Source organism: Pseudomonas sp. AIG, from assembly GCF_977020205.1.
Map to the genome: position 1 here is coordinate 153030 of NZ_CDROCK010000002.1, position 24229 is coordinate 177258.

General features: G+C 59.2%; 22 protein-coding genes and 1 pseudogene. 13 read left to right on the forward strand and 10 right to left on the reverse strand.

Annotation, left to right across the window (positions count from 1 at the left end):
* Window positions 1-6 precede the first annotated feature (6 nt).
* The 3 genes and pseudogenes from ACWR1S_RS02165 to coaBC all read right to left on the reverse strand — a co-directional run.
* Window positions 7-1383, reverse strand: a pseudogene (locus ACWR1S_RS02165) (phosphomannomutase/phosphoglucomutase); the annotation flags it as partial.
* A gap of 324 nt (window positions 1384-1707) precedes the next feature.
* Window positions 1708-2163 carry a dUTP diphosphatase gene (gene dut / locus ACWR1S_RS02170; RefSeq protein ID WP_454562274.1) on the reverse strand — a complete coding sequence of 152 codons (456 nt, stop codon included), beginning with the start codon at window positions 2161-2163 and terminating at the stop codon, window positions 1708-1710.
* 5 nt (window positions 2164-2168) lie between these two features.
* Complete coding sequence (coaBC, locus tag ACWR1S_RS02175) at window positions 2169-3377, reverse strand: bifunctional phosphopantothenoylcysteine decarboxylase/phosphopantothenate--cysteine ligase CoaBC (RefSeq protein ID WP_454562275.1); 1209 nt, start codon at window positions 3375-3377, stop codon at window positions 2169-2171.
* Window positions 3378-3512: 135 nt separating this feature from the next.
* Here coaBC and radC point away from each other — a divergent pair, with 135 nt between their 5' ends.
* Window positions 3513-4187 carry a RadC family protein gene (radC, locus tag ACWR1S_RS02180; protein ID WP_454562276.1) on the forward strand — a complete coding sequence of 225 codons (675 nt, stop codon included), beginning with the start codon at window positions 3513-3515 and terminating at the stop codon, window positions 4185-4187.
* A gap of 134 nt (window positions 4188-4321) precedes the next feature.
* On the opposite strand, the gene ACWR1S_RS02185 is transcribed toward radC, so the two are convergent.
* Entirely contained in the window at window positions 4322-5908 is a 1587-nt protein-coding gene (locus tag ACWR1S_RS02185) for an ABC transporter substrate-binding protein (RefSeq protein ID WP_454562277.1), read from the reverse strand.
* A 448-nt stretch (window positions 5909-6356) separates the two neighbouring features.
* Here ACWR1S_RS02185 and rpmB point away from each other — a divergent pair, with 448 nt between their 5' ends.
* Together rpmB and rpmG are read left to right on the forward strand one after the other, a co-directional pair.
* The gene (rpmB, locus tag ACWR1S_RS02190; RefSeq protein WP_007920377.1) at window positions 6357-6590 is read left to right on the forward strand and encodes a 50S ribosomal protein L28; all 234 of its coding nucleotides are present in this window, start codon (window positions 6357-6359) and stop codon (window positions 6588-6590) included.
* 11 nt (window positions 6591-6601) lie between these two features.
* On the forward strand, window positions 6602-6757 hold the full coding sequence (gene rpmG, locus ACWR1S_RS02195) for a 50S ribosomal protein L33 (protein ID WP_003177274.1): 156 nt from the start codon (window positions 6602-6604) through the stop codon (window positions 6755-6757).
* Window positions 6758-6937: 180 nt separating this feature from the next.
* On the opposite strand, the gene ACWR1S_RS02200 is transcribed toward rpmG, so the two are convergent.
* Window positions 6938-7300: a cupin domain-containing protein gene (locus ACWR1S_RS02200; RefSeq protein WP_397484126.1), complete on the reverse strand. Its 363-nt coding sequence runs from the start codon at window positions 7298-7300 to the stop codon at window positions 6938-6940.
* Between the two features lie 239 nt (window positions 7301-7539).
* Between ACWR1S_RS02200 and ACWR1S_RS02205 the strand changes: the two genes are divergently transcribed.
* Window positions 7540-9033, forward strand: a complete 1494-nt coding sequence (locus tag ACWR1S_RS02205; protein WP_454562278.1) for an aldehyde dehydrogenase — start codon at window positions 7540-7542, stop codon at window positions 9031-9033.
* Between the two features lie 188 nt (window positions 9034-9221).
* Window positions 9222-10367, forward strand: a complete 1146-nt coding sequence (locus ACWR1S_RS02210) for an MFS transporter (RefSeq protein WP_454562279.1) — start codon at window positions 9222-9224, stop codon at window positions 10365-10367.
* Window positions 10368-10453: 86 nt separating this feature from the next.
* Here the strand turns inward: ACWR1S_RS02210 and ACWR1S_RS02215 are convergent, their stop codons facing one another.
* A complete protein-coding gene (locus ACWR1S_RS02215; RefSeq protein WP_454562280.1) occupies window positions 10454-12022 on the reverse strand; it encodes a phospholipase D family protein in 1569 nt (522 codons plus the stop codon).
* 60 nt (window positions 12023-12082) lie between these two features.
* The gene (locus ACWR1S_RS02220; protein WP_454562281.1) at window positions 12083-13504 is read right to left on the reverse strand and encodes an aminotransferase-like domain-containing protein; all 1422 of its coding nucleotides are present in this window, start codon (window positions 13502-13504) and stop codon (window positions 12083-12085) included.
* Between the two features lie 179 nt (window positions 13505-13683).
* Between ACWR1S_RS02220 and ACWR1S_RS02225 the strand changes: the two genes are divergently transcribed.
* A complete protein-coding gene (locus tag ACWR1S_RS02225) occupies window positions 13684-13926 on the forward strand; it encodes a DUF1127 domain-containing protein (RefSeq protein WP_007920387.1) in 243 nt (80 codons plus the stop codon).
* A gap of 114 nt (window positions 13927-14040) precedes the next feature.
* Here ACWR1S_RS02225 and ACWR1S_RS02230 read toward each other — a convergent pair whose 3' ends face one another.
* The gene (locus ACWR1S_RS02230) at window positions 14041-15351 is read right to left on the reverse strand and encodes an NAD(P)/FAD-dependent oxidoreductase (protein ID WP_454562282.1); all 1311 of its coding nucleotides are present in this window, start codon (window positions 15349-15351) and stop codon (window positions 14041-14043) included.
* Window positions 15352-15500: 149 nt separating this feature from the next.
* On the opposite strand from ACWR1S_RS02230, the gene ACWR1S_RS02235 reads away from it, so the two are divergent.
* Entirely contained in the window at window positions 15501-15854 is a 354-nt protein-coding gene (locus tag ACWR1S_RS02235; RefSeq protein ID WP_064389779.1) for a YkgJ family cysteine cluster protein, read from the forward strand.
* Window positions 15855-15964: 110 nt separating this feature from the next.
* On the opposite strand, the gene ACWR1S_RS02240 is transcribed toward ACWR1S_RS02235, so the two are convergent.
* A complete protein-coding gene (locus ACWR1S_RS02240) occupies window positions 15965-16453 on the reverse strand; it encodes an Lrp/AsnC ligand binding domain-containing protein (protein ID WP_003177284.1) in 489 nt (162 codons plus the stop codon).
* Between the two features lie 156 nt (window positions 16454-16609).
* On the opposite strand from ACWR1S_RS02240, the gene dadA reads away from it, so the two are divergent.
* From dadA to ACWR1S_RS02270, 6 genes are all read left to right on the forward strand, one after another.
* Window positions 16610-17914, forward strand: a complete 1305-nt coding sequence (gene dadA / locus ACWR1S_RS02245) for a D-amino acid dehydrogenase (protein ID WP_064389549.1) — start codon at window positions 16610-16612, stop codon at window positions 17912-17914.
* Window positions 17886-18239, forward strand: coding sequence for a RidA family protein (locus tag ACWR1S_RS02250; protein WP_034152045.1), 354 nt, complete (start codon window positions 17886-17888; stop codon window positions 18237-18239). Before dadA ends, ACWR1S_RS02250 begins: the two co-directional genes overlap by 29 nt.
* A 94-nt stretch (window positions 18240-18333) precedes the next feature.
* A complete protein-coding gene (gene alr, locus ACWR1S_RS02255) occupies window positions 18334-19407 on the forward strand; it encodes an alanine racemase (RefSeq protein WP_454562283.1) in 1074 nt (357 codons plus the stop codon).
* 88 nt (window positions 19408-19495) lie between these two features.
* The gene (locus tag ACWR1S_RS02260; RefSeq protein WP_008086779.1) at window positions 19496-20044 is read left to right on the forward strand and encodes a cupin domain-containing protein; all 549 of its coding nucleotides are present in this window, start codon (window positions 19496-19498) and stop codon (window positions 20042-20044) included.
* Window positions 20045-20225: 181 nt separating this feature from the next.
* The gene (locus ACWR1S_RS02265) at window positions 20226-20642 is read left to right on the forward strand and encodes a c-type cytochrome (RefSeq protein ID WP_422610382.1); all 417 of its coding nucleotides are present in this window, start codon (window positions 20226-20228) and stop codon (window positions 20640-20642) included.
* 364 nt (window positions 20643-21006) lie between these two features.
* The gene (locus ACWR1S_RS02270) at window positions 21007-22929 is read left to right on the forward strand and encodes an acetyl-CoA hydrolase/transferase C-terminal domain-containing protein (protein WP_454562284.1); all 1923 of its coding nucleotides are present in this window, start codon (window positions 21007-21009) and stop codon (window positions 22927-22929) included.
* Window positions 22930-23040: 111 nt separating this feature from the next.
* Here ACWR1S_RS02270 and ACWR1S_RS02275 read toward each other — a convergent pair whose 3' ends face one another.
* Window positions 23041-23979 carry a hypothetical protein gene (locus ACWR1S_RS02275; protein ID WP_454562285.1) on the reverse strand — a complete coding sequence of 313 codons (939 nt, stop codon included), beginning with the start codon at window positions 23977-23979 and terminating at the stop codon, window positions 23041-23043.
* Window positions 23980-24229 lie beyond the last annotated feature (250 nt).

Genomic DNA, 24229 nt, shown 5'->3' on the forward strand with positions numbered 1-24229 from the left:
GGTGGATCAGAACGGTAGTTGGAGATCAGGTGCAACGCGTTTCAGTTGGGCGTGGAACACATCCTTGATGCGTTGCAATTCAGCCTCGTCATCGGCCTCGAAACGCAGCACCAGCACCGGTGTGGTGTTGGACGCGCGCACCAGGCCCCAGCCTTTGGCGTAATCGACTCGCACGCCGTCGATGGTGGTCAGGTCAGCGCCTGCGCCCCACTGTGCGTCGTGCAGAGCATCAATGATGCTGAATTTGCTCTCTTCGGTCACATGGATATTGATTTCCGGCGTAGAAATATCGTTCGGGAAGGTCGCAAACAGCTCTTCCGCAGTGGATTTTTCCTTGCTGAGGATCTCCAGCAGCCGTGCGGCGCTGTAGATGCCGTCATCGAAACCGAACCAGCGCTCCTTGAAGAAGATGTGCCCGCTCATTTCACCGGCCAATAGAGCACCGGATTGTTTCATTTTCTTTTTGATCAACGAATGACCAGTCTTCCACATTAGCGGGCGACCACCGTATTCCTTGATCAGCGGCACCAGACGACGGGTGCATTTGACGTCGAAAATGATCTCGGCGTCCGGGTTGCGCGCCACCACGTCGCGGGCGAACAGCATCAGCAGGCGATCCGGGTAGACGATGCTGCCGGTGTTGGTCACCACGCCGACACGGTCACCGTCGCCGTCGAACGCCAGGCCGATGTCGGCGTTGGTTTCCTTGACCTTGGCGATCAGGTCGACAAGGTTTTCAGGCTTGCCCGGATCCGGGTGATGGTTCGGGAAGTTGCCGTCGACTTCGCAGAACAGCGGAATCACTTCGCAGTTCAGCGCTTCGATCAGTTGCGGGGCAATCACGCCGGCGGCGCCGTTGCCGCAGTCGACCACGACCTTCATACGCCGGGCCAGTTTGATGTCCTGGACGATTTCGGTGTTGTAGCGGTCGAGGATTTCGACCTGGGTGACGCTGCCGGTGCCGCTGCTCAAGTTGTTGGTCTTGATGCGCTCATGCAGCACCTGAATCTGTTCGTTGGCGAGGGTGTCGCCGGCGATGACGATCTTGAAGCCGTTGTAGTTCGACGGGTTGTGGCTGCCGGTGAGCATCACGCCCGACTTGCCGGCCAGCACGTTGGCGGCGTAGTACAGCGCCGGCGTCGGCACCAGGCCAACGTCGCTGACATGGCAGCCGCTTTCGGCGATACCGCGAATCAGCTCGGCCACCAGCTCCGGGCCGGACAGGCGACCGTCGCGACCGACGGAAACATTTGGTTCACCTTGGGCCAGGCTCTGCGAACCGATGGCGCGGCCAATCCAGTAAGCGGTTTCGGCATTGAGGAATTCCGGCACGGTGCCGCGAATGTCATAGGCGCGGAAAATGCTGTCGGGCAGCTTCGGGGCGATCTTGGCTGGGGTGCTCATCTGCACAAATGCTCCATCTCGAAAGTGGCGGGACAGACCGACGAATCATTCGACGGCAGGCTCAAACTGAAGGGTATGACGGCGTTTTCCACAGAGAGTTCGTGGTGTGAAAGGGCCATGACGCCTCGGCTGGCGTGGCTTTCGGCCGGCAAAACCTTGATTTACGGCGGTAAACCTTTCAGCCGATCTGCCTGAAATTTCCCCCTGTAGGAGCTGCCCCAGGCTGCGATCTTTGATCTTGATCGTAGAAAACCAAATCAAAAGATCGCAGCCTTCGGTAGCTCCAACAGATGATGACGCCGGTTACTGGGTGCCGGTATGGCCAAACCCGCCGGTGCCGCGTTCAGTTTCGACGAACTCTTCAACCATTTCGAAGTGCGCCTGCACCACCGGTACCAGCACCAGTTGCGCCAGACGTTCGCCGACGGTCATGGTGAAATCGCTCTGGCCACGGTTCCAGCACGACACCATCAGTGGGCCTTGGTAATCGGAGTCGATCAGGCCGACGAGGTTGCCCAGCACGATGCCGTGTTTATGGCCCATGCCCGAGCGCGGCAGAATCAGCGCGGCGAGGTTCGGGTCGCCGATGTAAACCGACAGGCCGGTAGGGATCAGTACGGTTTCCCCCGGTTTGATCACGATGTCCTGATCCAGCATGGCGCGCAGGTCGAGGCCGGCGGAACCCGGGGTGGCGTATTGCGGCAGCGGGAATTCGCTGCCGATGCGTGGGTCGAGGATCTTGGCTTGCAAAGCGTGCATGTAAATTAAACCTGGTTCAGACGTTCGGCGATAAAGGTGACCAGTTGGCGAGCGATCTTGCTCTTGCTGGTCTGGGCGAAAACCGTGGCGTGCAGCGCACGGTCAATCACGCTGCAGGCGTTTTCTTCGCTGTTGAAACCGATGCTCGGGTTGGCGACGTCGTTGGCGACGATCAAATCGAGATTCTTGTCCTTCAGCTTGCGTGCAGCGTAGTCGAGCAGGTGTTCGGTCTCGGCGGCAAAGCCGACACTGAACGGACGATCGGGACGGGTCGCAATGGTGGCCAGGATGTCCGGGTTACGCACCATTTGCAGGACGAAGCCGTCACCGCTCGTAGGATCTTTCTTGAGTTTTTGCGGGGCGACAACTTCTGGGCGGTAGTCCGCCACGGCTGCCGAGGCAATAAACACGTCGCACGGGATCGCCGATTCACACGCCGCGAGCATGTCGCGGGCACTGACCACGTCGATGCGCGTAACGCGATCTGGCGTTGGCAAGTGCACCGGGCCGCTGATCAGCGTGACGCGGGCGCCGGCTTCCACCGCAGCTTCGGCGAGGGCGAAGCCCATTTTCCCGGAGCTGTGGTTGGTGATGTAGCGCACCGGGTCGATGTTTTCCTGGGTCGGGCCGGCAGTAATCACGACGTGTTTACCGGTCAGCGCCTGGCGCTGGAAGCAGTCGGCCGCGCATTGCGCCAGATCGGTGGCTTCCATCATCCGGCCCATGCCGACGTCGCCGCAGGCCTGGCTGCCGGAGGCTGGGCCGAAGGTCTTCAGGCCACGGCTTTGCAGGAGTTGCAGGTTGGCCTGGGTCGCCGGATCGCGCCACATCGCCTGATTCATGGCCGGAGCAACGGCGACGACAGCGTCGGTGGCCAACACCAAAGTGGTCAGCAAATCGTTGGCGATGCCTTGGGCCAGACGGGCGATCAGGTCGGCGGTAGCCGGGGCGATCAGCACCAGATCGGCCCACTTGGCCAGCTCGATGTGGCCCATCGCGGCTTCGGCGGCAGGGTCGAGCAAGTCGAGGTGCACCGGGTGGCCGGACAAGGCCTGCATGGTCAGCGGGGTGATGAACTCGGCGCCGCCATGGGTCATGACCACGCGCACTTCGGCGCCCTGGTCGATCAGGCGACGAACCAGATCAGCGCTCTTGTAGGCCGCGATGCCGCCGCCGACGCCCAGAACGATGCGTTTCCGATACAGCCGCTGCATAGGTCTGCCTTTGATTTCGTGGGTGACATACGTGGCGAAACCCCCTCCCCAGGGTGAATTCGCCCGCAAAAAAGATGGGCTAAGATATCACAGCGACCGCTACGGAACAGCGGCGCCCACAGACAGGGAAGTGCTATGAGTATTCGCGATTGGCCTGCGGCGGAACGTCCGCGGGAAAAGCTACTTGAACAGGGCTCGGGAAGCCTTTCCGATGCCGAATTACTGGCGATTTTTCTACGCACCGGGGTCTCCGGCAAAAGCGCTGTGGACTTGGCGCGACACCTGTTGAACCAGTTTGGCAGCCTGCGGGTTTTGCTCGAAGCCGATCTTGCCGCGTTCAGCGAACAATTGGGCCTTGGCCCGGCGAAATATGCCCAGCTGCAAGCGGTGCTGGAAATGGCGCGGCGGCATCTGGCCGAGCGCATGCGCAAGAAGCCGGCGCTGGAGAATCCGCAAGTCGTGCGCGATTACCTCAAAGCGATGCTTCGGCATGAGCCCCATGAGGTGTTCGGCTGTCTGTTCCTCGATTCAAAGCATCAGGTACTGAATTTCGAGGCGCTGTTTCGCGGCTCGATCGACAACACCAGTGTGCATCCCCGTGAGGTGGTGAAGCGATCGTTGGCCAACAACGCAGCGGCGGTGATCCTGTGCCATAACCACCCGTCGGGGAGCACCGACCCCAGCCAGGCAGATCGGTTACTGACCAAGCGTCTGCAAAAGGCGCTGGAGTTGATTGATGTGCGGGTGCTCGATCACTTCATCATCGGCGATGGTGAGCCGCTGTCGATGGCGGAGTGCGGCTGGATGTAAAGCTCAGGGGAAAAACGCTAAACCCTTGTAGGAGTGAGCCTGCTCGCGATAGCCATTCTCCAGTCACCGAATGGGTTGACTGAAATGACGCCATCGCGAGCAGGCTCACTCCTACAGGTGATGTGCAGGGCAGGTTATTTCAGGTTGACCTTGGAGTAGTCCTGGCGGCCAAACGGGCTTACCGAGTAACCCTGCACGTCTTTGCGCGTCAGTGCATAGGCAGTCGGGTGCGCCAGCGGCAGCCACAACGCCTGCTGCTGAATCTGTGCTTGCGCCTGCTCATACAGCTTGGTCCGTACGCCTTGTTCGCTGGTGGTCTTGCCAGCGCTGATGAGCTTGTCCAGATCGGCATTGCAGTACCGTGCGAAGTTGGTGCCCGATTTGACCGCCGCGCAGGAAAACTGCGGCGTGAGGAAGTTGTCCGGGTCGCCGTTATCGCCGGCCCACCCCATGAACAGCAGATCATGTTCGCCCGCCTTGGCGCGACGAATCAATTCACCCCACTCGATCACGCGGATTTCCGCCTGAATGCCGATTTCCGCCAGATCCGATTGCAGCATTTGTGCTCCAAGACTTGGATTCGGGTTAAGCAGGCTGCCTGACGGGCGCGTCCAGATTGTGGTCTGGAAACCGTCCTTCAATCCGGCCTTGGCCAGCAGCGCCTTGGCTTTGGCGACATCGTGCGGGTAACCCGGCAGGCTCTTCGCGTAACTCCAGGTGTTCGGCGGATAAGGGCCGTTGGCCGCTTCAGCGGTGTCCTCGAACACCGCTTTGATGTAGTTGGCCTTGTCGAACGCGAGGTTGATCGCCTGGCGTACTTCCGGCTTGTCCAGCGGTGGATGCTGGCTATTGATGCCGACGAAAGCGGTCATGAACGCGTCAGTTTTTTCGACTTTCAGCGTCGGTTCTTTCAGCGCGGCTTGTACGTCGAGTGGTTTTGGCGACAGGGCGATCTGGCATTCATTGCGTCGCAGCTTTTGCAGGCGCACGTTGGCGTCCGGGGTGATGGCGAAAATCAGCGGGTCGACCGCAGGCTTGCCGCCGAAATAATCCGGGTTGGCCTTGTAGCGAATCGCTGCATCTTTCTGGAACCGGTTGAACACGAACGGGCCGGTGCCGATCGGCTGGCTGTTGAGCTTGTCCGTGGCGTTGGCCTTCATCAGTTTGTCGGCGTACTCGGCGGAATAGATCGAGGCGAAGCCCATGCTCAGGGTCGCCAGGAAAGTTGAATCCGGGTGATCAAGGGTAAAGCGCACGGTCAGCGGATCGAGCGCGTCGATCTTCTTGATCAGTGCGGGCAACTGCATCGACTGCGCATGCGGGAAGCCACTCTGAGCGACCTTGTGCCACGGGTTGGCCGGGTCGAGCATGCGGTCGAAGCTGAATTTGACGTCTTCAGCGGTCAACTCGCGGCTCGGTTTGAAGTAATCAGTCGTGTGAAATTTCACCTGCGGATGCAGCTTGAACACGTAAGTCAGGCCGTCGGTGCTGACTTCCCAGCTGTCGGCCAGGCTAGGCACGACTTTGCCGCTGGTGGTATCGAAATCCACCAGACGGTTCATCAGCACGTCGGCCGAGGCATTGGTGGTGGTCAGCGAGTTGTATTGCACCACGTCGAACCCTTCCGGGCTGGCCTCGGTGCAGACGCTCAGCGCGGCGGCCTGGGCCAGAGGGCTCAGCAGGAGCGGGGCGAGCAACAGGGGTAGGGCAGCGAGGCGCATGGTCGGTTTCCTTTTACAGATCGAAGGCCCATCTGCAAGTGCAGTCTGGAAAAGGCCTACCCTAGAGGTCTGGATTACAAATGACTATCCCCCTTTTGCATTTTCGGGGCACAGTGATGGCGATTTTTCAGACCGTGGTGCGCAGCGAAAAGTCTGAATTGCGCGCAAGGATGCTTTTCTGCGACGAGTGGTAAAAATCGATGCCAGCCTTTATCCAAGGCGTTCGCAGGCTGAAAAAGCGCCTTTTTGTGGATTGTTTGCACACCGAATGTTGTTGCTCCGAAGTCTTTCTGGTATAAAGCAGCGCTCTTTTCTAGGGGCCCGGTTCCTTCACTGTAGGTGTAGCCGGTAAGACCTCTAAAGAAACGCGGCGCCTGGCGCCAAATGACTGAGAGATTAAGCGGCCAACCCATGCCGGGTTGGGCATGTGGTTTTAGAGGGCTGAGGCATGTCGAGAGTATGTCAAGTTACCGGTAAGGGTCCGGTGACTGGGAATAACATTTCCCACGCAAACAACAAAACCCGTCGTCGTTTCCTGCCGAACCTGCAGCATCACCGCTTCTGGGTTGAAGAAGAGAAACGTTTTGTGCGTCTGCGCGTATCTGCCAAAGGCATGCGTATCATCGACAAGCGTGGCATCACTGTCGTGCTCGCCGAACTTCGCCGCGATGGCAAGATTTAAGGGAGCTAATCATGCGTGAATTGATTCGTTTGATCTCGAGCGCCGGTACTGGTCACTTCTACACTACCGACAAGAACAAGCGTACTACCCCGGACAAAATCGAGATCAAGAAATATGATCCGGTTGTTCGCAAGCACGTGATCTACAAGGAAGGCAAAATCAAGTAATTGATTTTTCCCGACTTACGAAAAAGGCCCGTATCTCACGATACGGGCCTTTTTTGTTGCCTTCGGATTTGCATCGCCTGTCCGGGCCTCATCGCGAGCAGGCTCACTCCTACATTGGAATGCGGTCACCTGTAGGAGTGAGCCTGCTCGCGATAGGGCCGGATCAGCCAGCGAAAGTCCTCAGGCCTTCTGTTCGAAAATCACATATATCTTGCGGCAAGCCTCCAGCACTTCCCAGGTGCCACGAAACCCCGCCGGAATCACAAACCGGTCGCCAACACGCAACGTCTTGGCATTGCCATCGCCATCACGCAGTACCGAAACCCCCTGCAAAATCTCGCAGTATTCATGCTCGGTGTAATTCACCGTCCACTGCCCAACCGCACCTTCCCACACGCCAACGCCCATCTGCCCACACGGGCTGTCGTATTGATGGAACACAGCTTGTTCAGGGTCACCCTTGAGTACTTTCGCCGGGTCCGGGCGATAGCGTTCGGCTTCGCTGCTGGTAAGGCTGATGTCGACGACGTTCTGGATGTTCATTGTTGTTATCCCCCCGTGAATACGGCGCGATTGGCTGGAAAGGGCCAAAGTCTATGTTGATTAAAATCAACACCGCAAGGCTGTATGACCACCTTATGTCAAATATATTGAAACAACCCCGGCCGCTGGTTTAGGGTGGCGGGTGCCTCTGGCCGAAAAACCGGCTGGCCGGGCAGAATTTTTGAGGACGCTGGCGAAGATCGCGCGGCGCTCGTATTCAACAAGCGGAGGACACTCGAATGACCACCCTGACTCGTGCCGACTGGGAACAACGCGCCCGCGACCTGAAGATCGAAGGCCGCGCCTACCTCAATGGCGAATACACCGACGCCGTCTCCGGCGAGACCTTCGAGTGCATCAGCCCGGTCGATGGCCGTCTGCTCGGCAAGATTGCCAGCTGTGACGCCGCCGACGCCCAGCGTGCCGTGGAAAACGCCCGCGCCACGTTCAATTCCGGCGTCTGGTCGCGCCTGGCGCCGACCAAACGCAAAGCCACCATGATCCGTTTCGCCGGCCTGCTCAAGCAGCACGCCGAAGAACTGGCCCTGCTCGAAACCCTCGACATGGGCAAGCCGATCAGCGATTCGCTGTACATCGACGTCCCGGGCGCGGCGCAAGCGCTGAGCTGGAGCGGTGAAGCGATCGACAAGATTTACGACGAAGTGGCCGCTACGCCGCACGACCAACTGGGTCTGGTGACCCGCGAGCCAGTGGGTGTGGTCGGCGCCATCGTGCCGTGGAACTTCCCATTGATGATGGCCTGCTGGAAACTCGGCCCGGCATTGTCGACCGGTAACTCGGTGATCCTCAAACCGTCGGAAAAATCCCCGCTGACCGCCATTCGCATCGCTGCGCTGGCTGTTGAAGCCGGTATTCCGAAAGGCGTGCTCAACGTGCTGCCGGGTTACGGTCACACCGTTGGCAAGGCGCTGGCCCTGCACAACGATGTCGACACACTGGTGTTCACCGGTTCGACCAAGATCGCCAAGCAACTGATGATCTACTCCGGCGAATCGAACATGAAGCGTGTCTGGCTGGAAGCCGGCGGCAAGAGCCCGAACATCGTCTTTGCCGATGCGCCGGACTTGCAAGCGGCTGCCGAATCCGCCGCCAGCGCCATCGCCTTCAATCAGGGCGAAGTCTGCACCGCCGGCTCGCGTCTGCTGGTCGAACGTTCGATCAAAGACACATTCCTGCCGATGGTGATCGAGGCGCTGAAGGCCTGGAAACCGGGCAACCCGCTGGACCCGGCGACCAACGTTGGTGCACTGGTCGACACGCAGCAGATGAACACTGTGCTGTCGTACATCGAATCCGGCCATACCGACGGCGCCAAACTGGTCGCGGGCGGCAAGCGCATTCTGCAGGAAACCGGTGGCACCTACGTCGAGCCAACGATTTTCGACGGCGTGAGCAACGCGATGAAGATTGCTCAGGAAGAGATCTTCGGGCCAGTGCTGTCGGTGATCGCCTTCGATACGGCTGAAGAAGCGATCGAGATCGCCAACGACACCCCGTATGGCTTGGCCGCTGCGGTCTGGACCCAGGACATCTCCAAGGCACACCTGACCGCCAAGGCTCTGCGTGCTGGCAGCGTGTGGGTCAACCAGTACGACGGCGGCGACATGACCGCACCGTTTGGTGGCTTCAAGCAGTCGGGCAACGGCCGCGACAAGTCGCTGCACGCGTTCGACAAGTACACCGAGCTGAAGGCGACGTGGATCAAGCTGTAAGCCGCTGAGGGGAGCCTGATTCAATCAGGCTCTCAAACCAGACAGAGATTCCCTGTGGGAGCGAGCTTGCTCGCGAATGCGGTGTATCACTCAGCAGACCTGCTGAATGTGAAACCGTATTCGCGAGCAAGCTCGCTCCCACAGTGGTTTTGTGTTGCACATAATAATTATCCACAGGAGCGTGGAACATGCGGTGGGCGACGTATTTCGCCGTGTTGGCGTCTGTCTTGAGTGTCGGCCTGGCCCTGGGGGTCAGCATGCCGTTGGTATCGTTGCGTCTGGAGGGTTGGGGCTACGGCGCCTTCGCCATCGGCGTGATGGCGGCGATGCCGGCGATTGGCGTGTTGCTCGGCGCGAAGATTTCCAGTCATCTGGCGGCGCGCTTCGGCACGGCGAACCTGATGCGCCTGTGCCTGTGGGCCGGGGCGTTGTCGATCGGTTTGCTGGCGCTGCTGCCGAGCTACCCGATCTGGCTGGTGCTGCGGCTGATGATCGGGGTGATCCTGACCATCGTGTTCATCCTCGGCGAGAGCTGGATCAATCAACTGGTGGTCGAGCACTGGCGCGGGCGGTTGGTGGCGCTGTATGGCAGCAGCTACGCGTTGAGCCAACTGTCGGGCCCGTTGTTATTGGGGGCGTTGGGCACCGAGCATGATTACGGTTTCTGGGTCGGTGTTGGCTTGCTGCTGGTTTCGCCGCTGCTGTTGCTGGGTCGCAGCGGTGCGCCAAGCAGTGAGGCCAGCAGCGTAACGTTCAGAGAGTTGTGGAGCTTCGCCCGTAAGCTGCCGGCGATTGCCTGGGCGGTCTCATTATTTGCGGCATTCGAAGCGATGATCCTGACGCTGTTGCCGGTGTATTGCCTGCAACAGGGTTTCACGGCCGAGATCGCTCTGGCGATGGTCAGCACGGTGGTGGTCGGCGATGCACTGCTGCAATTGCCGATTGGCGCGTTGGCAGATTACTTGTCGCGCCGTACGTTGTTTGCCGGGTGCGCGGTGGTGTTGATGCTGTCGAGTCTGGCGATTCCGTTGTTGCTCGATACGCTGCTGATCTGGCCGTTGTGGGTGCTGTTCGGCGCCAGTGCCGGTGGGTTGTTTACCTTGTCGCTGATTCTGATTGGCGAGCGTTATCGCGACGATGCGCTGGTGCGGGCGAACGCGCACATTGCGCAGCTATGGGGCGTGGGTTGTCTGGTCGGGCCGCTGGCGGCCGGGGCGGGCAGTCAGTGGATCAGCGGGCATGCGTTGCCGCTGTTGATGGCAATTGGAGCGTTTGGGTTGGTTCTGCTTCTTTTGCGTCAGGGTGCGTTTGGCCCAGTGACCGAGCCTGCCTAGATCAAAAGATCGCAGCCTTCGGCAGCTCCTACAGGAGGAATGCATTTCAACTGTAGGAGCTGCCGAAGGCTGCGATCTTTTGCTTTTTAAAGCATGCGTTCCAGGCCGACGGTGGTGCTGAACCACGCATTGAACCGTCGCCACCAACTCCCCGGCTCTTTGGTCAGCGTATGCATCTGCCCATTGTCCTCGGTGACCCAGACGATCTGGCCATTCTCCAGTTTTGCCTGATAACTCAGCGCCGGCGCCATACCCTGCAAGGCCAATTCGCGCACATGCTCGGCGAGCTCCGGGCTGTCGACCAATACCCCGACCTCGGTGTTCCACAACACCGAGCGCGGATCGAAGTTGAACGAGCCGATAAACGACTTCTGCCGATCAAAGATCATCGCTTTGCTGTGCAGGCTTGAATCCGAGCCGCGAAACGACTTGCTGTAAAACACATGCGGACCACTGCCGTAGTTATCCCCAGGCTGGCGCCGCAGTTCATACAGCTTTACGCCATGCTCGAGCAAGGCTTTGCGATACGGTGCATAGCCGCCATGCACCGCTGGCACGTCGGTGGCTTCCAGCGCGTTGGTCAGCAGGCTCACTGCAACACCTGCATCGGCGCGCCCGGTCAAGTACACCAGTCCGGGTTGGCCGGGTACGAAGTACGCCGAAATCATGATCAGCTCTTTGCTCACGCCTCTGAGCTCGGGTGCCAGCTGCGTGGTCAGCAGCAGTTGCGGATCCGGTTCGCCCTTGGCCAGCACTTTACTCGGCGCATCCCACAACGCCTGATTCCATGCCCAGATCAGCTCTTTGCGCCAGATGTCCATGCGCGGCGCGGTCTTGAATGTCATCAACTGCTGATACAGCGCGTGATTCTGTTTACGGGTGTCTTCCAACGATTCTTCCAGGCGGGTGCGGGTGTTCTGCAGATCCTTGGCGGTGGGTTGGCTGGCGAGGAATTCGTCGATCGGTTTGCTCAGGGCGCTGTTCCAGTACTGGTCGAAACTGTGCCCGAGCTGCTCGGCCACCGGCCCGACGCTGAGCATGTCGATGTCGGTGAAATTCAGGTTCGGCTCGGCATCGAAATACTCGTCGCCCAGATTGCGCCCGCCGACAATGGCCACGCTGTTGTCCGCCAGCCATAGTTTGTTGTGCATGCGCCGATGTTGCAGTGACAGGTTGAACAAGCGCCCCGCCGCGCGGGTGACGCCGGTGCTGCGACCCAGATGCAAAGGGTTGAACAGGCGGATCTGGATCTGCGGATGCGCCGCCAGCGTGGCGATGATCTGGTCGAGACCATCGCTGGTGGTGTCGTCGAGCAGAATGCGCACACGCACCCCGCGATCGGCAGCCTTGAGCAGTTCCTCCACCAGCATCCGCGTGCTGATGCCGTCATGGACGATGTAGTACTGCAGATCGAGGCTGGTCTGGGCGTTGCGAATCAGCTCGGCCCGCGCGGTGAATGCCTCGCTGCTGTTGGACAGCAGGCGAAAACCCGAACGGCCTTGATAGGGCGCCGCTTGCGCCTGGATTGAACGGCCGAAGCTGGAATCTGCCGCTGGCAAGGCCTGACTCGGCTCGCGCGGAACATCGAGACTGGCGCAGCCGCTCAGGAACGAGGCGAGTAACAGCAAAGCGAACAGGGGCTGTCTGAAGCTCACGTAGGATCATTCCGGTTGGCGGCAAGGGACGGCATATGGACGCGGGTCTCTGGAAAAAGGTCAGTCGGCTTCGGCCAATAATCGAATGGCGGTCTCGCCAACCTTGCGCACCGCCTCTTCGATCAGCGCTGTCGGTTTGGCAGCGTAGTTCATTCGCAGGCAATTGCGGTATTTGCCCGAGGCGGAAAAGATGCTGCCGACGGCAATCTGTACGCCTTGGTCATGCAACTCACGATTCAGTTTCAAGGTGTCGAAACCTTCCGGCAATTCCACCCACAACATGAAGCTGCCTTGCGGGCGGCTGGCGCGAGTGCCGGCAGGAAAGTAGCGAGTCACCCAGTCGATCATCATGTCGCGATTGCGTTGATATTGCGTGCGCATGCGCCGCAAATGCGGTTCGAAATGGCCGGCCTTGAGAAATTCGGCAATCGCAATCTGCGGCTGCGGCGCGGTTGATCCGGTGCTGATGTATTTCATGTGCAGCACGCGCTCGAGGTATCGACCCGGTGCGACCCAGCCAATACGCAGCCCCGGCGCCAGGGTCTTGGAAAACGAACTGCACAGCAGCACGCGGCCGTCTTCGTCGAAAGATTTGATCGTGCGTGGGCGCGGGTAGGTGTAGGCCAGTTCGCCATACACATCGTCCTCGATGATCGCCACGTCGAAGCGCTGCGCGAGGTTGAGCAGGGCGCGTTTGCGCGACTCCGGCATGATGTAGCCGAGCGGGTTATTGCAGTTGGGGGTGATCTGGATGACCTTGATCGGCCATTGCTCCAGCGCCAGTTCCAGGGCCTCCAGGCTGATGCCGGTGAGCGGATCGGTGGGGATTTCCAGGGCCTTCATGCCCAGGCCTTTAAGCGTCTGCATGGCGCCGTGAAAGCTTGGCGAGTCCACTGCGACGATGTCGCCCGGCTCGCAGATCGCATGGATGCTGGTGGACAGCGCCTCATGGCAACCGGTGGTGACGACCAGGTCGCTGGCGCTCAACTGGCAGCCGGAGTCGAGCATCAGTCGGGCGATCTGCTCGCGCAGTTCGAGGGTGCCGTGGATGTTGTCGTAATACAGGCCGGGCATGTCCTGACGGCGGCTGATTCGCGCCAGTCCGCGCAGCAGCGGTTTCATCGTTGGCGAGCTGATGTCGGGCATGCCGCGACCCAGTTGCACGACATCCTTGCGCGGCACGGCGCGAATCAATTCCAGCACCTGATCCCATTGCGAGATTTCCACCGGTCGTTGCGCCGGACGGCCGACGGCGGGCAGCTCCGGCAGCTCGCGACCGACCGGCACGAAGTAGCCGGATTTGGGTTTCGGCGTGGCCAGACCGCTGTCTTCCAGCATGCGATAAGCCTGCTGCACCGTGCTCAGGCTGACCCCGTGTTCGACGCTCAAGGCACGTACCGACGGCAACCGATCGCCGGGTCGATAGAAGCCGTTTTCGATGCGCGTGCCGAGCAATTCGGCAAGGTTTACGTAAAGGGTCATGGCACTGCCTCGGTGCAGGTGATTCGATAAACCAGTACAGATGCGGCAGAAATCGACAATTCAGTCTTCAGAGCGGCAAATCTGTATGGAGTTAATACAGTTGCTTTGAATCTGTAACGGTTTTGCTCGCCCGCGCATCATGGAATCTCTGGCTACCCAAGTAAACAGGAGCAACGAAAATGAACGGCTTGAGCGATGTGCGGCTGACGTTACACAGTCAGGAACTGGCGGCAGGGCAGAAGGACAACGCGCGCAATCTCATGCGTAACGCGCCATCCGGCCTGAGTCGCTGGAATCTGTTCTGGCATCGTCTGCACACGCGAAAGGCGTTGCTGGCGCTGACGGCGGATCAGCTCAAGGACATCGGGCTGACGCGTGAACAGGCGCAGGAGGAGGGGTTGAAGCCGTTCTGGCGGATCTGATAACCACTGATCGTTCCCACGCTCTGCGTGGGAACGCCGCCCCGGACGCTCCGCGTCCGCTGTGACGCAGAGCGTCACTGGATGCATTCCCACGCAGAGCGTGGGAACGATCAATCAGACCAACTCTTTCATCCGATGCCACAACATCCCCAACGCCAACAGCGGCGAGCGCAAATGCTTGCCGCCCGGGAAAGTGATGTGCGGCACCTTGGCAAACAGATCAAAGCCACCGCTGTGCTGCCCGCTGATCGCCTCGGTCAGCAACTTGCCTGCCAGGTGCGTGGCGTTTACCCCGTGGCCTGAATAGGCCTGGGCGTAATACACATTCGGCTGATCCGCGAGCCGGCCGATTTGCGGCAAGCGGTTGGCGCCGATGCCGATCATGCCGCCCCACTGATAATCGATCTTCACCCCGGCCAGTTGCGGGAATACTTCGAGCATCTTCGGCTGCATGTACGCGGCGATATCTTTCGGATCGCGTCCCGAATAATGGCAGGCACCGCCAAACAACAAGCGCCGATCCGCCGAGAGTCGGTAGTAATCCAGCGCTACACGCTGGTCGCAGACCGCCATGTTCTGCGGCAACAGGTTATGTGCCTGTTCTTCGCTCAAAGGTTCGGTGGCGATGATGTAGCTGCCGGCTGGCAGGACTTTGCCGCTGAGTTGTGGATTCAGACCATTGAGATACGCGTTGCAGCCAAGCACAAGGGTCTTGGCGCGCACCGAACCTTGGGCCGTGTGGACTTTGACTTCGGGGCCGTAATCGATACGCGTCACCGCCGAGTGTTCAAACAGTTTGACGCCCAATTGCTGCGCTGCGGCGGCTTCGCCGAGGGCCAGATTGAGCGGATGCAGATGCCCGGATCCCATGTCGATCAAACCACCGACATAGCGCTTGGAACCGACTACCGTGTGCATCTCGTTGGCTTGCAGCAAACGGGTTTCGTAGCGATAACCGAGGCCACGCAATTCTTCGGCGTCCTCGGCAAAGCCCTCAAGGTCGGCGGGTTTGTTGGCGAGGTCGCAGTAGCCCCAGGTCAGGTCACAGGCGATCTGAAAACGCTCGACACGCTGTCGGACGATTTCCACCGCTTCCAGGCCCATCAATTTCATCTCGCGCACGCCGTCGGCGCCGATGACGTTGGTGAACTGATCGAGACCGTGGCCGACGCCGCGAATCAACTGCCCGCCGTTGCGGCCACTGGCACCCCAGCCGATCTTGTGCGCCTCGAGCAACACCACGCTGAGCCCGCGTTCAGCCAGTTCCAGCGCCGTGTTCAACCCGGAAAACCCGCCGCCGACCACGCAAACATCGGCGAGCACTTCACCTTGCAATACCGGGTGATCGGGCTGCGGCAGGCTGCTGGCGGCGTAGTAAGAGGCAACGTGGGGTTGGCTCGCGAAGGCGTGGGCGCGGGCAGTCATGGGCGTCATCCTGAGGCGGGGTGTGTCGAGAAAATTTGACGGAGCATAAGCCGCACGCCCGAACGCGGGCAACACTGGTCGGCCTGCGGTGTCTGGAACACGGCTTTTGCGGCACAATTGTCGCCTAATTCGCCTCGGCCACCGCTTCGATGAGCTGCAACAGCCAGAAAATCCGCACCTTGCGTCAGCAGATACCCTCGTTCGAGTGTGTGCCCGGCTGCCACGATTGCTGCGGGCCGGTGACCACTTCGCCGGAAGAAATGGCCCGCTTGCCGCGCAAGACCCGCGCCGAACAGGATGCGGCGATGGAAGAGTTGAACTGCGTGCACCTGGGGCCGAATGGTTGCACGGTGTATGAAGAGCGGCCGCTGATTTGCCGGTTGTTCGGCACGACCAAAACCTTGCCTTGCCCGAATGAGCGGCGGCCGGTGGAACTGATTCATCCGCGCGTGGAGAAGCAGATATTCGAGTACATGGCGGCGAATCGGCAGGTGCTGGTTTAACACTTTCACTCGGGACCGAGTCGACGCCATCGCGAGCAGGCTCACTCCTACATTTGGAATGCGTTCCCCTGTGGGAGCGAGCCTGCTCGCGAATGGAGCGCCACCGATCTTCAATCCGGAATCGGCAGGCTCAAGCTCTCCTTCACTTCTTCCATGACGATATAGCTCTTGGACTCCCGCACATGCGGCAGCTTCAACAGAATGTCGCCCAGCAGCTTGCGGTACGAGGCCATCTCGGAAATCCGCGCCTTCACCAGATAGTCGAAATCCCCTGACACCAGGTGGCACTCCAGCACGTGCGGCAACTTCAGCACCGCGCGGCGGAACTCCTCGAACGTGTCGCCGGATTTGTAGTCGAGGCTGATCTCGACGAACACCAGCAAGCTACCCTTCAAGTGCTGCGGATTGAGCCGGGCGTTGTAGCCCATGATGATCCCTTCGCGCTCCAGACGCCGTACCCGCTCGGTGCACGGCGTGGTCGAGAGGCCGACCTTCTCTCCCAGTTCGGTAAAGGAAATCCGCCCGTCCGCCTGCAGGATCCGCAAGATGTTGCGGTCGATCTTATCCAGCTCACGTTTGGTCTGAGTGTTGGTACGCATAGGGGATGCGCCTCCGTGAAAAGGGTTTTTGCCGAGAATTGTCGCCAAATATAGGCGCTTATATAGTGAAAAGCACTGGCATTTCTTTTTTACACTGCGCGCATCATTGCTCTAACAACAGACGTACGCGGCCCTGCCGCGATGAGGGATACAAAAATGCGCGTAATGGTCTTGGGTAGCGGCGTCATCGGTACCGCCAGTGCTTACTATCTGGCCCGTGCCGGGTTTGAAGTGGTGGTGGTCGACCGGCAGCCTGCTGCGGCCATGGAGACCAGTTTCGCCAACGCCGGCCAGGTCTCGCCGGGCTACGCCTCGCCGTGGGCCGCGCCGGGCGTACCGCTGAAGGCGATCAAGTGGCTCCTGCAACGCCACGCCCCTCTCGCGATCAAAGCCACCGCCGACATCGACCAGTACCTGTGGATGGCGCAGATGCTGCGCAACTGCACCGCCAACCGTTACGCGGTGAACAAGGAGCGCATGGTGCGTCTGTCCGAGTACAGCCGTGACTGCCTCGATGAACTGCGCGCCGAAACCGGCATCGCCTACGAAGGCCGCAGCCTTGGTACGACCCAGCTGTTCCGCACCCAGGCACAGCTCGATGGCGCCGCCAAAGACATCGCCGTGCTGAAAGAATCCGGCGTGCCGTTTGAAGTCCTCGACCGTGCCGGCATTGCCCGCGTCGAGCCGGCGCTGGCGGGCGTCACCGACATCCTCGCCGGTGCCCTGCGCCTGCCGAACGATCAGACTGGCGACTGCCAGATGTTCACCACCCGTCTCGCCGAAATGGCGGTGAAACTCGGTGTCGAATTCCGTTTCGGCCAGGACATTCAGAAACTCGACTACGCCGGTGATCGCATCAACGGTGTGTGGATCGACGGCAAGCTGGAAACCGCCGACCGCTACGTGCTGGCGCTCGGCAGCTACTCGCCGCAACTGCTCAAGCCGCTGGGCATCAAGGCCCCAGTGTATCCGCTCAAGGGTTACTCGCTGACCGTGCCGATCACCAATCCGGCGATGGCCCCGACTTCGACTATTCTCGACGAGACCTACAAGGTCGCGATCACCCGTTTCGACAACCGCATCCGCGTCGGCGGCATGGCCGAGATTGCTGGTTTTGACCTGTCGCTGAACCCGCGTCGCCGCGAAACCCTGGAGATGATCGTCAACGACCTTTATCCTCAGGGCGGTAATCTGGCCGAGGCGAGTTTCTGGACCGGTCTGCGTCCGACCACCCCGGACGGCACGCCGATCGTTGGCGCCACACCGTTCAAGAACCTGTTCCTCAACACCGGTCACGGCACGCTCGGTTGGACCATGGCGTGCGGTTCCGGCCGTTTGCTGGCCGACCTGATGGCGAAGAAAAAGCCGCAGATCAGCGCCGAAGGCCTCGATATTTCCCGTTACGGCAACAAAATTCAGGAGTCCGCAAAACATGTCAATCCAGCGCCAGCTCACCAATGAGCGCATGAGTCAGATCGTCAGCCACAACGGCACCGTGTATCTGGCCGGACAGGTCGGCGACGACTTCGACGCCGGGATTGAACAGCAGACCCGCGACGTACTGGCCAATATCGAGCGTTTGCTTGATCTGGCCGGCACCGACAAACAGCATCTGCTCTCGGCGACGATCTACCTGAACGACATCGAGGCGCACTTCGCCGGGATGAACTCGGTGTGGGATCAGTGGCTGCCAAAAGGCGCTGCCCCGGCCCGCGCTACCGTCGAAGCGAAAATGGCCAAGCCGAGCATCCTCGTTGAGATTTCCATCGTCGCCGCGCTGCCGTAACCGTTGTAAAGATCCCTCTCCCGGCGCTGTTGGCGGTTCACGTCGTCAGTCGGCGCCGGTTTTTCTTCCCATGACCGCCTAGAAGTCTGCCGCCATGCGTCCTGCCCGTGCCCTGATCGACCTAGAAGCCCTGCGCCACAACTACCGAATTGCCCGCGAAGTCACCGGCGCCAAGGCGCTTGCGGTGATCAAGGCCGATGCCTACGGCCATGGCGCGGTGCGTTGCGCCCAGGCGCTGAAAGCCGAGGCCGACGGTTTTGCCGTGGCTTGCATCGAAGAGGCTTTGGAGCTGCGCGCCGCTGGTATTCGTGCGCCGGTGTTGTTGCTGGAAGGTTTTTTCGAGGCCGATGAGCTGGCGTTGATCGTCGAGCATGATTTCTGGACGGTGGTGCACTCGCTTTGGCAGCTCGAAGCGATCGAGCAGGCAGCGCTGAGCAAACCGATCACCGTGTGGCTGAAGCTCGATTCGGGCATGCACCGCGTCGGGTTGCATCCAAAGGATTATCCGGCGGCTTATCAGCGTCTGCTGGCCAGCGGCAAAGTGTCGAAAATTGTCTTGATGAGCCACTTCGCCCGCGCCGATGAACTGCACGCGCAGAGCAGCACCGAGCAAGTCGCGGTGTTTGAAGCGGCGCGTCAGGGTCTGGCGGCAGAAGTCAGTCTGCGCAACTCTCCGGCCGTGCTCGGTTGGCCGCAGATTCACAGCGATTGGGTGCGCCCGGGCATCATGCTTTACGGCGCGACCCCGTTCGAAGAAGCCAACGCCGTGGCTGATCGCCTGCAACCGGTGATGACCCTGGAATCGAAAGTCATCAGCGTGCGTGAATTGCCGGCTGGCGAGCCGGTGGGTTACGGCGCCAAATTCATCACCGAAAAACCGATGCGCATCGGCGTGGTCGCCATGGGTTACGCCGACGGCTACCCGCGTCAGGCGCCGACCGGCACGCCGGTTTTGGTGGCGGGCAAACGCAGCCGCATTATCGGTCGCGTGTCGATGGACATGCTTTGCATCGATCTTACCGATGTGCCGGAAGCCGGTTTGGGGTCGACCGTCGAATTGTGGGGCAAAAATATCCTCGCCAGTGAAGTGGCGAAGTGGGCCGACACCATTCCGTACCAGATCTTCTGCAACCTGCGTCGGGTGCCAAGGCTCTATTCCGAGGGTTGACGCCGCTGCGGGGGCCAAGTGTTGTAAATACTGAACGCTGTCGCCATGATAACGCTCAATATTCTTACAACATCAGGAGGCTCGCGCCTTGGACGTCGGTGAACGACTGCAATCGATCCGCAAGCTCAAAGGGCTTTCCCAGCGTGAACTCGCCAAACGCGCGGGCGTCACCAACAGCACCATTTCGATGATCGAAAAGAACAGCGTCAGCCCTTCGATCAGTTCGCTGAGGAAGGTGCTGGGCGGGATTCCCATGTCGATGGTCGAGTTCTTTTCCGAAGAAATCCTGCAGGAAGTCCCGACCCAGATCGTCTACAAGGCCAACGAGCTGATCGACATCTCCGACGGCGCCGTGACCATGAAACTGGTCGGCCGCGCGCACCCCAGCCGCGCCATCGCCTTCCTCAACGAAATCTACCCGCCGGGCGCCGACACCGGCGAAGAAATGCTCACCCATGAAGGCGAGGAAACCGGGATTTTGGTGGAGGGTCGTCTGGAATTGGTGGTGGGTCTGGAAACTTTTATTCTCGAAGCCGGCGACAGCTACTACTTTGAAAGTACCAAGCCGCATCGTTTCCGTAATCCGTTCGACTTGCCTGCGCGACTAATCAGCGCAGCCACGCCGGCGAATTTTTAACAAAGAGGTGCCAAGCCATGATGGCAAAGGCACCCGGACAGTTTTTCTACCGTGCGGTATAACCCCTTCGACTATGGGGTTGTTTCAGTGTGGCGGGCTACCCGCTATACTTGCGCCCGCCTGCGAACCGTGGCCGCAGGCGTGAATAGCCACCATTGAGGGTGAACGCGTGAATCTAATTATGAAAATGCTGGCTGCACCAGCAACCGTATTGGCCCTCTGGGCTGTCAGCGCTCAAGCTGCGACGAATGACGACATTGCCAAACGCCTCGAGCCGGTCGGCCAGGTGTGTGTTCAAGGGCAGGAATGCAAGGGGATGGAAGTGGCTGCTTCCGCAGGCGGCGGTGGCGGGGCGAAAACTCCGGATGAAGTGATTGCCAAACATTGCAACGCTTGCCACGGTACGGGCCTGTTGGGCGCGCCGAAAATCGGTGATGCCGCCGCCTGGAAAGACCGCGCCGATCACCAGGGCGGCCTCGACGGTCTGTTGGCCAAAGCCATTACCGGCCTGAACGCCATGCCGCCAAAAGGCACCTGCGCCGATTGCTCGGATGACGAGCTGAAGGGCGCGATTCAGAAGATGTCTGGCCTGAAATAAGGCGCGCTTCTGACGAAAAAAACCGTCTTCGGACGGTTTTTTTGTGCCTGCAATTCAAGAGCCCCTCACCCCAGCCCTCTCCCGGAGGGAGAGGGGGCCGACCGAGGTGTCTTTCGCTATACATCGACCTGAAAGACCTTAGCGATTATGGATTCAGCAAAGCTATTTCAAGTCGGCGTATCTCCCCAATCTCCCCCAATCTGTCCCCTCTACCTCTGGGAGAGGGCTAGGGTGAGGGCAAACAATCTCCAGCCATAAACAACCCCTGTCGCCGACAATCGTCCAGGACTTTGGGCTGTCCTTTGCAGCAAACTCAAGGCAATCTCGGTCTACCCCTATTCACGGAACGGGCAGGAGGCTTCAGATGGTGCAGTTGTGTTCGATCGAACAGGCAGTGGATGACGTGCTGGCGCGGTTGCCCGCGCATATCCACATGGGCATGCCGCTGGGGTTGGGCAAACCCAATCACTTCGTCAACGCGCTGTACCGGCGGATCAAAGGCCTGCCCGAGCGGCAACTGACGATCTACACCGCGCTGTGCCTCGGCCGCCCGGCGTTGGGCGATGGTTTGCAGAAGCGCTTCATCGAACCCTTCGTCGAGCGCATATTCGGTGATTACCCGGAATTTGATTTCCTCGCCGACCTGCACCGCGACAGCCTGCCCGCCAACATCCGCATCGAACAGTTCTTCATGCAACCCGGCAGCCTGCTCAACAGCGCGCCGGCCCAGCAGAATTACGTCAGCAGCAACTACAGTCACGCCGCCCGCGACATCAATGCCGCCGGGCTGAATCTGGTAGCGCAATTGCTCGCCAGCAGCAGCGAACACCCGGATCGCCTGAGCCTGAGCTGCAACCCGGATATCACCCTCGATCTGTTGCCGATGATCGCCAAGCGCCGCGACGCCGGGGAGACGATTGTGCTGGTCGGCCAGGTCCACACTGATCTGCCGTATATGCCCGGAGACGCCGAAGTCGATATCGACACCTTCGACCTGTTGGTGGACGAGAAGGACAGCAGCACGCTGTTTTCCACGCCGAATATGCCGGTGGGGTTTCAGGATCATTTCATTGGTGTGCACGCGAGCACGCTGGTGCGCGACGGCGGCACGCTGCAGATCGGCATCGGCTCGATGGGTGATGCGCTGACTGCCGCACTGCTCGCACGTCAAGCCGATAATGCCGGCTATAAAGCGCTGCTCGACGACATCAACCTCAGCCAATGGGCGCAGTTGATCGACCGCGAGGGCGGCACCGGGCCGTTCGCCAAAGGCCTGTACGGTTGCAGCGAAATGTTCGTCAACGGCCTGCTGGTACTGGCTGATGCCGGGATCATTCGGCGCAAGGTCTACCCCGATGTACCGACGCAGGAACAGGCCAACGCCGGCACCCTCGACGAGGCCGCGCAAACTGATGGCATCTCGGTGCACGGCGGCTTCTTCCTCGGCCCGCGCAGTTTCTACGAGCGCCTGCGCGAGTTACCACAGAGCAAGCGCCTCGAATTCAACATGACCCGCATCAGCTACATCAACGAGTTGTACGGGCAGGAAGAACTCAAGCGTTTACAGCGCCTCGACGCGCGGTTCATCAACACCGTGTTCACCATGACCTTGCTCGGCGCTGGCGTGGCGGATCAACTGGAGGATGGACGAGTACTCAGCGGTGTCGGCGGGCAGTACAACTTCGTCGCGCAGGGCCACGCGCTGCACGATGCCCGTTCGATTCTGATCCTGCGCAGCTGGCGCGAATCCGGTGGCGACGTCAGTTCCAACATCGTCTGGGAATACGGCCACTGCACGATCCCACGGCACCTGCGCGATATCGTCGTGACCGAATACGGCATCGCTGATCTGCGCGGTAAAACCGATGCCGTAGTGATCGAATCGCTGCTGAACATCAGTGACTCGCGCTTCCAGCAGGGCCTGATCGAGCAAGCGCAAAAAGTCGGCAAGCTGCCAAAGGATTTCCGTCTCGATCCACGCTTCGCCGACAACACACCACAGCGCTTGCAAGCGATTGCCGCGCGGCATCCGAACCTGTTTCCGGAGTATCCGCTGGGCTGTGATTTCACCGCGATCGAACGGGATCTGCTGCGGGCGCTGAACTGGCTGAAGAGCAAATTCAAACTCACCGAAATCCTCGAACTCGGCAAAGCCGCCCTCGATGCACCAGAGGCATCGCTCTACCCCGAACACCTCGAACGCATGCAACTCATAAACCCGGAAGGCCTGAAAGAAGACCTCTTCCAACGCCTGCTCCTCACCGGCCTCAAAGCCACCGCGCAGTAACCGCCCACCGCAAAACTCACTGTAGGAGTGAGCCTGCTCGCGATAGCCGTGTACCAGTCAACGAAATATCAGCTGACAGTACGGTATTGCAAACAGGCTCACTCCTACATATTAAGCGCGTTCTAGCGAATGAGTTGGATGGACGCTCACGGATGGGCTAAGAAAATCTATGTGGTAGCCAGACGAACCATCACCAATAGCTAAATGAACACCATTGACTCCCTCATTCATTTGGGAGTTAATTGTGTAATCAATTTTGTTCGAGATAGATTCGTTAACGCCGATGGCAAATTCCGTAAGTTTCAGCCCGCGTTTTCCTGCAGCCAGATCCAGAAGTTTGATGTGCTCTTCTTTGTTCATGGTTAGTGAGGTTATTTTGTTTTCTTTTATTGTGAGCAACGCCTTTTCACTTGCTATCCGATCGCTTAGCCATTTTAGAGATGTTTTTAGGCCGTCAGGTAATTCGGGGTTGGGCTTTCGGAGTACTGTCAGTATTCCAGAAATATTCAGCGTGCCTGAAAATACAAAAGGGCAGGGTTCTAATGGATTCATATGCGCGTAATGAACTTCAAAGAATTCTGCGACGGACTGCACGAAAGTCTCGGTCACATCTTCGCCAAGTAATGCATAAGGCTGTGCATGGGGAAGAATAGATACTGTTGCATTAGATTCGTTACCTGATAACGAAAATCTCCGGTAGGAGTTAAGCATATTCAATACAGCTCGCTGCGAGCAGAGCGATTGCTGAAAATCGCTGTTCATCAGAAGCTCTAGGCTGTAAAGCGCGGCGGTTAAGGATGGCTCAAATACCTGGGTCGCGCAGAAGATGATTTTTTTGCGTTCTGTTTTTCTGGCGATCTCAAATGTCTTTTTTGCAGCTTCGTTGCTGAAAGAAAAAACGATGCTGTTTTTTGGAAATGCCTCTAATTGAGCGATATTGGCCGTTGCGAATCCCAAGAGTTCACATTCTCTAAGGAATTCATTCGAGTCGGCGATAATCGAAAATTCTTCATGATTGAAGAGTGTCGACGCTATATTTGGCGATGACATAAAACCCTCCTTGTTCTGAAGTGCGCGGCAACGGAGGTTGCCGCGCGGTGCTTTCAATTAATCTTCAGTATGCGCCCAGGCTAACGGTGCCCACCCGAAATTGTCCGGGCCAGAAGTGATTCGATTAAGATTTTCTTTTATGGTTTTTTCAGGTTGCATTTTATTTTCCTTTTTTTTGATTTTGTTGTGGTTCCCCATGTTGCATGAGGGTGAGCGGATTAATACATAACTTTGTGATCGTATTAATAAT

What these genes read in the sequence shown, in the direction of transcription:
- rpmG (WP_003177274.1), top strand. Translation starts at nt 6,602, where the DNA reads ATGCGTGAATTGATTCGTTTGATCTCGAGCGCCGGTACTGGTCACTTC.
- dut (WP_454562274.1), bottom strand. Translation starts at nt 2,163, where the DNA reads ATGCACGCTTTGCAAGCCAAGATCCTCGACCCACGCATCGGCAGCGAA.
- alr (WP_454562283.1), top strand. Translation starts at nt 18,334, where the DNA reads ATGCGTCCTGCCCGTGCCCTGATCGACCTAGAAGCCCTGCGCCACAAC.
- ACWR1S_RS02270 (WP_454562284.1), top strand. Translation starts at nt 21,007, where the DNA reads ATGGTGCAGTTGTGTTCGATCGAACAGGCAGTGGATGACGTGCTGGCG.
- ACWR1S_RS02185 (WP_454562277.1), bottom strand. Translation starts at nt 5,908, where the DNA reads ATGCGCCTCGCTGCCCTACCCCTGTTGCTCGCCCCGCTCCTGCTGAGC.
- rpmB (WP_007920377.1), top strand. Translation starts at nt 6,357, where the DNA reads ATGTCGAGAGTATGTCAAGTTACCGGTAAGGGTCCGGTGACTGGGAAT.
- ACWR1S_RS02240 (WP_003177284.1), bottom strand. Translation starts at nt 16,453, where the DNA reads ATGCGTACCAACACTCAGACCAAACGTGAGCTGGATAAGATCGACCGC.
- ACWR1S_RS02265 (WP_422610382.1), top strand. Translation starts at nt 20,226, where the DNA reads ATGAAAATGCTGGCTGCACCAGCAACCGTATTGGCCCTCTGGGCTGTC.
- ACWR1S_RS02205 (WP_454562278.1), top strand. Translation starts at nt 7,540, where the DNA reads ATGACCACCCTGACTCGTGCCGACTGGGAACAACGCGCCCGCGACCTG.
- ACWR1S_RS02250 (WP_034152045.1), top strand. Translation starts at nt 17,886, where the DNA reads ATGTCAATCCAGCGCCAGCTCACCAATGAGCGCATGAGTCAGATCGTC.
- coaBC (WP_454562275.1), bottom strand. Translation starts at nt 3,377, where the DNA reads ATGCAGCGGCTGTATCGGAAACGCATCGTTCTGGGCGTCGGCGGCGGC.
- ACWR1S_RS02220 (WP_454562281.1), bottom strand. Translation starts at nt 13,504, where the DNA reads ATGACCCTTTACGTAAACCTTGCCGAATTGCTCGGCACGCGCATCGAA.
- ACWR1S_RS02275 (WP_454562285.1), bottom strand. Translation starts at nt 23,979, where the DNA reads ATGTCATCGCCAAATATAGCGTCGACACTCTTCAATCATGAAGAATTT.
- radC (WP_454562276.1), top strand. Translation starts at nt 3,513, where the DNA reads ATGAGTATTCGCGATTGGCCTGCGGCGGAACGTCCGCGGGAAAAGCTA.
- ACWR1S_RS02210 (WP_454562279.1), top strand. Translation starts at nt 9,222, where the DNA reads ATGCGGTGGGCGACGTATTTCGCCGTGTTGGCGTCTGTCTTGAGTGTC.
- ACWR1S_RS02235 (WP_064389779.1), top strand. Translation starts at nt 15,501, where the DNA reads ATGAGCTGCAACAGCCAGAAAATCCGCACCTTGCGTCAGCAGATACCC.
- ACWR1S_RS02200 (WP_397484126.1), bottom strand. Translation starts at nt 7,300, where the DNA reads ATGAACATCCAGAACGTCGTCGACATCAGCCTTACCAGCAGCGAAGCC.
- dadA (WP_064389549.1), top strand. Translation starts at nt 16,610, where the DNA reads ATGCGCGTAATGGTCTTGGGTAGCGGCGTCATCGGTACCGCCAGTGCT.
- ACWR1S_RS02230 (WP_454562282.1), bottom strand. Translation starts at nt 15,351, where the DNA reads ATGACTGCCCGCGCCCACGCCTTCGCGAGCCAACCCCACGTTGCCTCT.
- ACWR1S_RS02225 (WP_007920387.1), top strand. Translation starts at nt 13,684, where the DNA reads ATGAACGGCTTGAGCGATGTGCGGCTGACGTTACACAGTCAGGAACTG.